7 protein-coding genes are annotated in these 7,890 nt (G+C 71.0%); 3 read left to right on the top strand and 4 right to left on the bottom strand.

Annotated features, from left to right (window positions below; genetic code table 11):
* Nucleotides 1-363 precede the first annotated feature (363 nt).
* Entirely contained in the window at nt 364-792 is a 429-nt protein-coding gene (locus LY13_RS18760; protein WP_253829889.1) for a DoxX family protein, read from the top strand.
* On the opposite strand, the gene LY13_RS18765 is transcribed toward LY13_RS18760, so the two are convergent.
* Genes LY13_RS18765 through LY13_RS18775 form a run of 3 tightly spaced genes read right to left on the bottom strand, consistent with a single transcriptional unit; the run spans nt 785 to nt 5,069 of the window.
* Nucleotides 785-1,486 (bottom strand): TIGR03089 family protein, encoded by a 702-nt coding sequence (locus LY13_RS18765; protein WP_253829890.1) that lies wholly within the window; start codon nt 1,484-1,486, stop codon nt 785-787. The genes LY13_RS18760 and LY13_RS18765 overlap by 8 nt on opposite strands.
* A 27-nt stretch (nt 1,487-1,513) precedes the next feature.
* On the bottom strand, nt 1,514-3,343 hold the full coding sequence (locus LY13_RS18770; protein ID WP_253829892.1) for an LCP family protein: 1,830 nt from the start codon (nt 3,341-3,343) through the stop codon (nt 1,514-1,516).
* Between the two features lie 46 nt (nt 3,344-3,389).
* Nucleotides 3,390-5,069 carry an LCP family protein gene (locus LY13_RS18775; protein WP_253829893.1) on the bottom strand — a complete coding sequence of 560 codons (1,680 nt, stop codon included), beginning with the start codon at nt 5,067-5,069 and terminating at the stop codon, nt 3,390-3,392.
* Nucleotides 5,070-5,258: 189 nt separating this feature from the next.
* On the opposite strand from LY13_RS18775, the gene rfbB reads away from it, so the two are divergent.
* A complete protein-coding gene (gene rfbB / locus LY13_RS18780) occupies nt 5,259-6,233 on the top strand; it encodes a dTDP-glucose 4,6-dehydratase (protein WP_253829894.1) in 975 nt (324 codons plus the stop codon).
* 42 nt (nt 6,234-6,275) lie between these two features.
* Nucleotides 6,276-7,190: a dTDP-4-dehydrorhamnose reductase gene (rfbD, locus tag LY13_RS18785; RefSeq protein ID WP_253829895.1), complete on the top strand. Its 915-nt coding sequence runs from the start codon at nt 6,276-6,278 to the stop codon at nt 7,188-7,190.
* A gap of 388 nt (nt 7,191-7,578) precedes the next feature.
* Here rfbD and LY13_RS18790 read toward each other — a convergent pair.
* Nucleotides 7,579-7,890, bottom strand: a 312-nt coding sequence (locus LY13_RS18790) for a transposase (protein WP_253829896.1), incomplete at its 5' end; no start/stop codon positions are given.

Below are 7,890 nucleotides of genomic sequence, written 5' to 3' on the forward strand. Positions count from 1 at the left end.
GTGAGGCCCGCCGCACGGTCCTGTCCTCACGGCACGGTGTGTCCGGGTCCGTGGCGCGGGCAACGGGCGCAGCCGGACACGACGCGTCACGTTCGCATGGCCGGGCCGCCGGTGGGGATCGCCGTTCCGACCCTCACGTGCCCCTGAGTTCGCAACACGCGCCCCTGAATCCGCAACACGCGCTCCCGAATTCGCAACACGGCCTCCCGAGTCCGCAACACGCGCCCCTGAATCCGCAACACGGCCCCTGGAATCCGCAACACGGCGGGCCTGTCACAATGGTTGAAAATTCAATATGCATCGGTCGGGTTGTCGACGGGCCCGCGGCCGGTGAACCACGCAACCAACTGGCGGAGGTCAGGCATGTACGGACGCATCCAGGACGTCGCGGCGCTGATCGGGCGCGTCGCGATCGGAGTCGTGTTCCTCGCTCACGGGCTCGACAAGTGGAACGCCGGCGTCGACGCGACGGCTCAGATGTTCGAGGCCGTCGGCATTCCGCTGCCCACGGTGGCGGCGATCTTCGTCATCGCCGTCGAGATCGTCGGCGCGATCCTGTTCATCGTCGGATTCGCGACACCGCTGGTCGGCGTCGGCTTCGCCGTGGTGGGCCTCGGCGCGACGTTCGCCGTCCACCTCGACGCAGGCCTCACCGGCGAGGGCGGCTACGAACTGGTGCTCGTGCTGGGGCTCGCCGGCCTCGCGCTGGGCTTCAACAGCGGACGGCTGGCACTCGACCACCTGCTCGTCGGCCGCCGCCGCAGCGACAGGACGGCCGAGCCGGTCAGCTGAGGTCGACGGTCGCGCCCTCGGCGGTGCGGTGCGCGTCCAGCTTCGCCGGGTTGGACACCTGCACCACGTGCGCACCCGCCACCAGTGGTGCGACCAGCGCGTCGACCACGCCGTCCGGCAGGGTCCACGCGCGTGTCGACAGCACGCGGTCGCCCGCCCCGACGCCGAGCTCCTGGGCCCGGGTGCGGGCGGCTGCGAGGACCTCGTCGGCCGTCGAGCCGAGCAGCGCCGGGGTGTCGCCGGGAACGGGGATCAGCGGCGTGAAGTCGTCCCCCGCGGTGCGCGCGTCCGACAGGTAGTCGAACGCGCCGCCGGGCGCTTCCTGCGGCCCGAGTCCCCGGCCGAGGGGGTCGAGCGCGACCACCGCCGTGTCGTCGGCCGCGCCCGTCGCTCCGTCCGGTCCGACGAACGCGACCCGCGCGCCGTCGGCGTCGGCGACCACGTGCCCGCCGCACCACCACGTGCCCAGCAGCACGCCCGCGGTCTGCCAGTGTGCGGGCAGGTCCACGGCCACCGGATCTCCCGGCTCGACGTCGAACTCCTCGACCAGCCAGTTCGCCGTCTTCGCCGCCCAGTTGGCCAGCGTCGCCACGGACAGTTCCACGCGGCTGCCCACGGCGTCGTCGTAGTGCGTCACCGCCGGACGCGCGGACGACGACAGCAAGGGGCGCAGCAACTGATCGGTGAGACTCACGTCGGCGATTGTCCCTGCCGCGGCGCCTCAGTTGACGCAGGGGACCTCGGCAGGCGCCCGGGCGGCGCCGCCTGCGGCCGCGCCGCCACCGTTCGGGGAGGGCTCGTCGTCGGCGGCGTTGGTCGAGGGAGGGGACTCGCCGCCGCCGTTCGACGGATCATCCGAACCCTCGCCGCGGGCCTGACCGTTCCCGTCCACCAGGCCGCGCACGAACGACCGCACCCGCTGCAGGTCGACCGTCACGATGCTCTGCCCGTCGTCGCTGCGGGCGGCGACGTCGGTGACGGGGATCGTCTCGAACTCCAGTCCACCGCCGAGCAGGTCCTTGGCCTGCTGCGCGAATCCGAGGACGTCGAGGTCCGGGTCGAGGACCAGCGACCGGCGGACCGTGTCGATGAGGTCCGACAACTTGTCGGGGTCGGTCAACGTCCCTGTCGACATCGCCTTCTCCAGCGCCGACGACAGGAACGTGTGCTGCCGCACGATCCGGTCGAGGTCGCCGTTGGGGAGGTTCTTGCGCTGCCGGACGAACGACAGCGCCTCCCCGCCGGTCACCGTCTGCACCCCGGCCTCGAAGTCCGCGCCGGAGTCCTTGTCCTTCGTCGGCGCGTTCAGGCACACCTCGACGCCACCGATCGACTCGGTGAGCAGGTAGAACCCGAGGAGGTTGATCTCGGCGTAGTGGTCGATGTGGATCTGCGTGAAGTCCTGCAACGTGCGCACCAGCGCGCGCCTGCCCGCCTGGTTGGAGTCCCGTTCGAGCTGTGCCCTGTCGGTGACGCCCTCGGCCCGCAGCCGCTGCCACTCGTCGCTCTTGGCCGCACCGTATGCCGAGTTGACCTTGTCCTTGTCGCCGTGCGGCACGTCGACCCAGGTGTCGCGCGGGATGGACACGCCGACCGGGTCGCCACCGTCCTTCGGGATCCGCAGGATGATCATCGTGTCGGTCTTGATGCCGTTGGTGCTCTCCGTGCGCAACGCCTTGAGTACCGACAGCGGCAGCGGGTTGCCCTGCATGTCCGTGCGGGAGTCGGCGCCCACCAGCAGGATGTCGGTCGCGCCGTCGTCCTTCGGGGGTGGCGGGGGTGCCTCCTCGTCGCCGCTCGACTCGTAGTGCCAGTCGTCGAGGGCGTCCGTGGTCTCGATCGCGTCGTGGAGCTGGTCGAGCCGCGCGTACGCGTAGCCCGTGACGCCGAGTGCGATCACCGACAGCAGGGTGACGAACGTGCGCCCCGCGGCACGGCCCGTGCGGCGGAGCCTGCGGCCGCGGGTCTGTCCGGTGGCGGAGGCCGTGGTCGTGGCTGCTGTGGCCGTGGTGGCGGTGGCCGTGGTGGCGGTGGCCGTGGTGGCCGCCGAGCCCGCTGCGGTGCTCGTCGCACGCCCGCGGCGGCGCGGTGTGGGCCGTGGCCGCCCGTCGGATGCGGCGGCACCCGCCGAACCGCCGGCTCCGCCGTCCCGGCCTCGGTCGTCCGCGGCTCGGCTGTCCTCGGATGCGCTGTCCCGGGATGCGCTGTCCCCGGATGCGCGGTCCTCGGTGTCCGCGTCCCCGGATCCGTTGTCCCAGGATCCGCTGTGCTCGGTGTCCGCGTCCCGGGATCCGCTGTCCCGGCTTCCGCTGTCCTGGTCCCCGGCGTCCCGGCTTCCGCTGTCCGCGGTGCCGGCGTCCCCTGCTGCGTCCTGGGCTTCCTGATCCGCGGTTTCCCCGTCCCCGGTGCGGCTGTCCCCTGTGCGGCCGTCCCGGGTACGACTGTCCCCGGTGTGCCCGTCCCGGGTGCGGCCGTCGTCACCCCTGTCCGCGGAGTCGTTCCCGTCCCCGGAGCCCCGGCGCTCGGCCTCCCGTTCCTCGCGCTCGTTCACGCGGCCCCTCCCCATCCGGCGTGTGCTGCTCAGGCCTGGGGCAAGCCTAGTTCACGCAGGGGACGTCACCGGCGGTGATGGGTTCGGTCGGTTCCTCGGATTCATCCGTTTGCGCCGGTGCGGGCGTTGACGGGCCCTGCATGGTTCCGGAGCTCGCCGTGGTCGGATCCGACAGCGACGCCGGAGCGATCCGCCCGCTCTGGGCCGTGCCGCTCTCGGACTGGCCGGGGACGAAGCCGGCGTCGACGTGCACCTCGAGCTTGTTCTCGGACAGTGTCGGGTCCTCCTCGACGGTGACGTCGGGGCCGAGCAGTTCCGCGGCGGCCTCCGCGGCGTCGGACTCACCGGGAGCGTGCCGGACCAGCGGTTCGACCACGCCGTCCACATAGGCCGAACCCTCGCCCTGGAATCCGTGCTCGCGCAACAGCGACCGCACGGACTCGCCGAGGGCGGGGTCGGTCGACCCGCTGTAGACGTCCACCGTGTACCGGCCCGTGTCCACATCGTGCGCGGCGGTGTCGCCGGACTCCGGTTCGCCGACGACCTCGTCGACGAACGAACGCACCTCGTCGACGTCGACCTCCAGGGCCGAGGCGTCGCCGAACCATGCGTTGCCCTCCACCGGGATCGTCCGGAACTCGATGTTGCCGCTCGAGAGGTTCCGCATCTGGGCGGCGAACTGCATCAGGTCCCAGTCCTCGGACAGCACCACCGACGACTGCACCGCCTCGACGACCTCGCCGATCTTGCCCGGGTCGAACAGCACGTCCGACGAGAGCATCTTCCGCACCAGGCCGGACAGGAACGCCTGCTGCCGCGCGATCCGGTCGAGATCACCGTTCGGTAGGTCGTAACGCTGACGCACGAACGCGAGCGCCTCGACCCCCTTCAGCGTGTGCCTGCCCGCGCTGAGATCGACGCCCGAGCGCTCCTCGTGGACGTCGTTGTTCAGGCACACGTCCACGCCGCCGAGTGTCTTGGTGATCTCGTAGAAGCTGGCGAGATTGACCTCGGCGTAGCGGTCGATCATGCCCGGACGGTCGATGAGCTTCTCGATCGAGGCGATGAGGTTCTTGCGGCCCGCGACCCGCGCCCGGTCCGCGATCTCGTCCTCGTCGAGGTCGCCGTCGGCACGGAGCTGTTTCGACGTGTAGGTGTAGGCGCGGCCGAACGCGCTGTTGAGCTTGTGGGTGCCGTACTCGTTGGCGAGGTCGACCCACGCGTCGCGGGGGAAGGAGATCGCCGTGGCGCCGCGCCCGTCCTGGGGGATGTGCACCAGGATCATCGTGTCGGTCTGGCGCTCGCCGTCCGCGTCGCCGGCGTGCAGCTTGTCGAGGACCTCGCGGGGAAGCGGGTCGCCGTGTGCGTCGGTGCGGCTGTCCTGGCCCACGAGGAGGATGTCGATGGCGCCGTCCATCGGCGCCGCCGTCACCCGGTCGTCACCGAAGACGTCCGTGGTCGACAGGCCTGAGTTCACGTCGCCGATGAACTGCCAGCCGTACCAGGACACGACCATGACGACCGCCGACACCAGCGCGACGATCGTCTTGCCGCCCCGCCGCGCCCACGTGGCCGCGCCGCGCCGTCGTCCGGTCCCGCCGTCGCCCGACGCGCTCGCGTCGCCGCCGTCCTGCCGGCGGCGTTGTCTCCACCGATTGCGCTTTCTCCACCTGCTGCGCTGTCGGCGGGAGCCGGCCACGACCGCTGTCCCCGGCCAGTCGGTCACTGTCGCTCCTCCCCAGATGGCTGCCACTTCTCACACTACTGATCGGCGTGTGTAACGCTTGTTCGGCCGCGAAGCCGTTGTGACCTTGTTGTCGATTTCCCTTCTTCCGGAGGGTTCAATCGGCCGGTCGCGGTGTACGGAGAGGTGTGGGCGGCAGCGTTCACGCCGGTCACAGGTACGGGAGGACACATGCGGGTGCTCGTCACGGGCGGCGCCGGGTTCATCGGGTCGCACTTCGTCCGGCAGACACTCGGCGGGGCCTACTCGGAGCTGGCCGACGCCGAGGTCGTCGTGCTGGACAAGCTGACGTACGCGGGCAACGAGGCCAACCTGGACCCGGTCGCCGACAACCCGCGGCTGCGGTTCGTGCGCGGCGACATCTGCGATGCCGGCGTCGTCACCGAGGTCATGCGTGGTGTGGACCTCGTGGTGCACTTCGCCGCGGAGTCGCATGTGGACCGATCGATCGCCGGGTCCGCGGATTTCGTGATCACCAACGTGGCCGGCACGCAGACGCTGCTGCAGGCGGCGCTCGACGCCGGCGTGGGCCGCTTCGTCCACGTGTCCACCGACGAGGTGTACGGCTCGATCGAGGAAGGCTCCTGGCCCGAGGACCACCCGCTGCTGCCGAACTCGCCGTACTCGGCGTCCAAGGCCTCGTCCGACCTGCTCGCCCGCTCCTTCCACCGCACCTACGGCCTTGACGTGTGCATCACACGGTGCTCGAACAACTACGGTCCGTATCAGTTTCCGGAGAAGGTCGTCCCGCTGTTCGTGACGAACCTGCTCGACGGCAAGCAGGTGCCGCTGTACGGCGACGGGCTCAACGTGCGCGACTGGCTCCACATCGACGACCACTGCCGCGGCATCGCCCTCGTGGCCGCCTCGGGGCGGGCCGGCGAGATCTACAACATCGGCGGCGGCACCGAACTGACCAACCGTGAGCTCACCGAACGCCTGCTCGCGGCCGTCGGAGCCGGTTGGGAGATGGTCCGGCCCGTCGAGGACCGCAAGGGTCACGACCGCCGTTATTCGGTCGACATCACCAAGATCAGTACCGAACTGGGTTATCGTCCCCGCATCGATTTCGAGACCGGGCTCGCCGACACGGTGCGGTGGTACGCCGAGCACCGTGCGTGGTGGGAGCCGCTGAAGAACCGGTGACGCACGCGTCGCCTGCCGTCTGTCGTTGTTTGAGGTGATCGGATGAGCCGCCTCGCGGTGCTGGTGCCCGGAGGATCGGGCCAGCTCGGGAAGGACCTGTCGGCCGTCGGCGAGGAGCGCGGCGCCGCCGTGCGGGCGCCCGGTTCGGCGGAGCTGGACGTCACCAGGCCCGGCGCCGTGCTCGAGGGCGTGTCACGGCTGGTGGACGAGGCCCGCGGCGAGGGCCGGGCTCCGGTGGTGATCAACGCGGCGGCGTACACGGCCGTCGACGCCGCCGAGGACGACGAGCAGCGCGCGTTCGCCGTGAACGTCGACGGGCCGCGTGTGCTGGCCGCCGTGTGCGCGTCGCGGCGGGTTCCGTTGCTGCACGTGTCGACGGACTACGTGTTCAGCGGCGACGCCGACACCCCGTACGAGCCGGACGCGCCGCTCTCGCCGCGCAGTGCCTACGGACGTACGAAGGCGGCGGGAGAGGACGCCGTGCTCGGATCCGGCGCGCAGGCGTGGATCGTCCGCACCGCGTGGGTGTACGGCGCGGGCGGCGGCAACTTCGTCAGGACGATGGCGCGACTCGCCTCCGAGGGCGTCGATCCGTCCGTTGTGGATGACCAGCGGGGGAGTCCCACGTGGACGGCCGACCTCGCATCGGGGTTGCTGGAGCTGGCATCCGCCGTGGCCGACGGTAATGCGCCGGAGCGGAGGGTGTTGCACTGCACCGGTGGCGGCGAAACCACGTGGTACGAGTTCGCGCGCGCAGTGTTCGAGGAGGTCGGCGCCGACCCCGACCGCGTCTCGCCGTGCACGACGGCCGATTACCCGCGACCCGCGCCGCGCCCCGCGTACTCGGTGCTGTCGAACGCCGCGTGGCGCGACGCGGGCCTCACGCCGTTGCGCCCCTGGCGCGAAGCCCTGTCCGCCTTCGCCGCCGATCACCGCAACGCCCTGGTCGACACGTAACCCGACGTTGCGTGCCCTGCCCTCAGGCGCTGTGTTGCAGGTTCCGGGCGCCGTGTTGCGCTTTCCGGGCCCGTGTTGCGTCCTCCGGGGCGCGTGTTGCGGGTTCGCGGGCCCGTGTTGCGTTTTCGGGTGGCCGTGTTGCGGGTTCGGGGGTCACGGGGTTAACGGGGTTAACGGGACCGTGTGGCGTCGGGTGGCCGTGGCCGCTCCACGGCCAATTCATCCACGTGCGGTGGCCTGCTGTGGGCGCGAGGCCGGGCCCGTCCGTGTCGTCGGCGTCCCGGCGACCAACGCGCGCGGCGCCGGGGCGACGTGCCCGGTGCAGACCACGCGCGAGGGCACCGTCGCGTGGCAGCGCGGCGTTCGGGGGGTGTCCCTATGGGGGACGTCAAGCGGCTGCGGGGAGGTTTTCGCTCGGTGTGGTCTGGGGTGGTTGGTAGTGGGTGCCGTTGCGGAGCATGGCGTGTAGGACGTCGCAGCGGCGTCGGGCGAGGCAGATGAGGGCGGCGTTGTGTTTCTTGCCTTCGGCACGTTTCTTGTCGTAGTAGGTCCGACTGACCGGGTCCGTCAGAGAAGCGAAGGCGGCGAGGAAGAACGCCCGTTTGAGCTTGCGATTGCCCGCCCGTGTCGGGTGTTCGCCCTTGATCGACGATCCGGATTTGTGGGTGACGGGGGCGATGCCGGCGTAGGCGGCCAGGTG

The organism is Prauserella aidingensis (assembly GCF_024171865.1).
GTDB classification, from domain to species: Bacteria; Actinomycetota; Actinomycetes; order Mycobacteriales; family Pseudonocardiaceae; genus Prauserella; species Prauserella aidingensis.

Excerpts from the sequence above, each read along its gene's own strand:
- LY13_RS18760 (WP_253829889.1), top strand. The coding sequence starts at position 364 with ATGTACGGACGCATCCAGGACGTCGCGGCGCTGATCGGGCGCGTCGCG.
- rfbD (WP_253829895.1), top strand. The coding sequence starts at position 6,276 with ATGAGCCGCCTCGCGGTGCTGGTGCCCGGAGGATCGGGCCAGCTCGGG.
- rfbB (WP_253829894.1), top strand. The coding sequence starts at position 5,259 with ATGCGGGTGCTCGTCACGGGCGGCGCCGGGTTCATCGGGTCGCACTTC.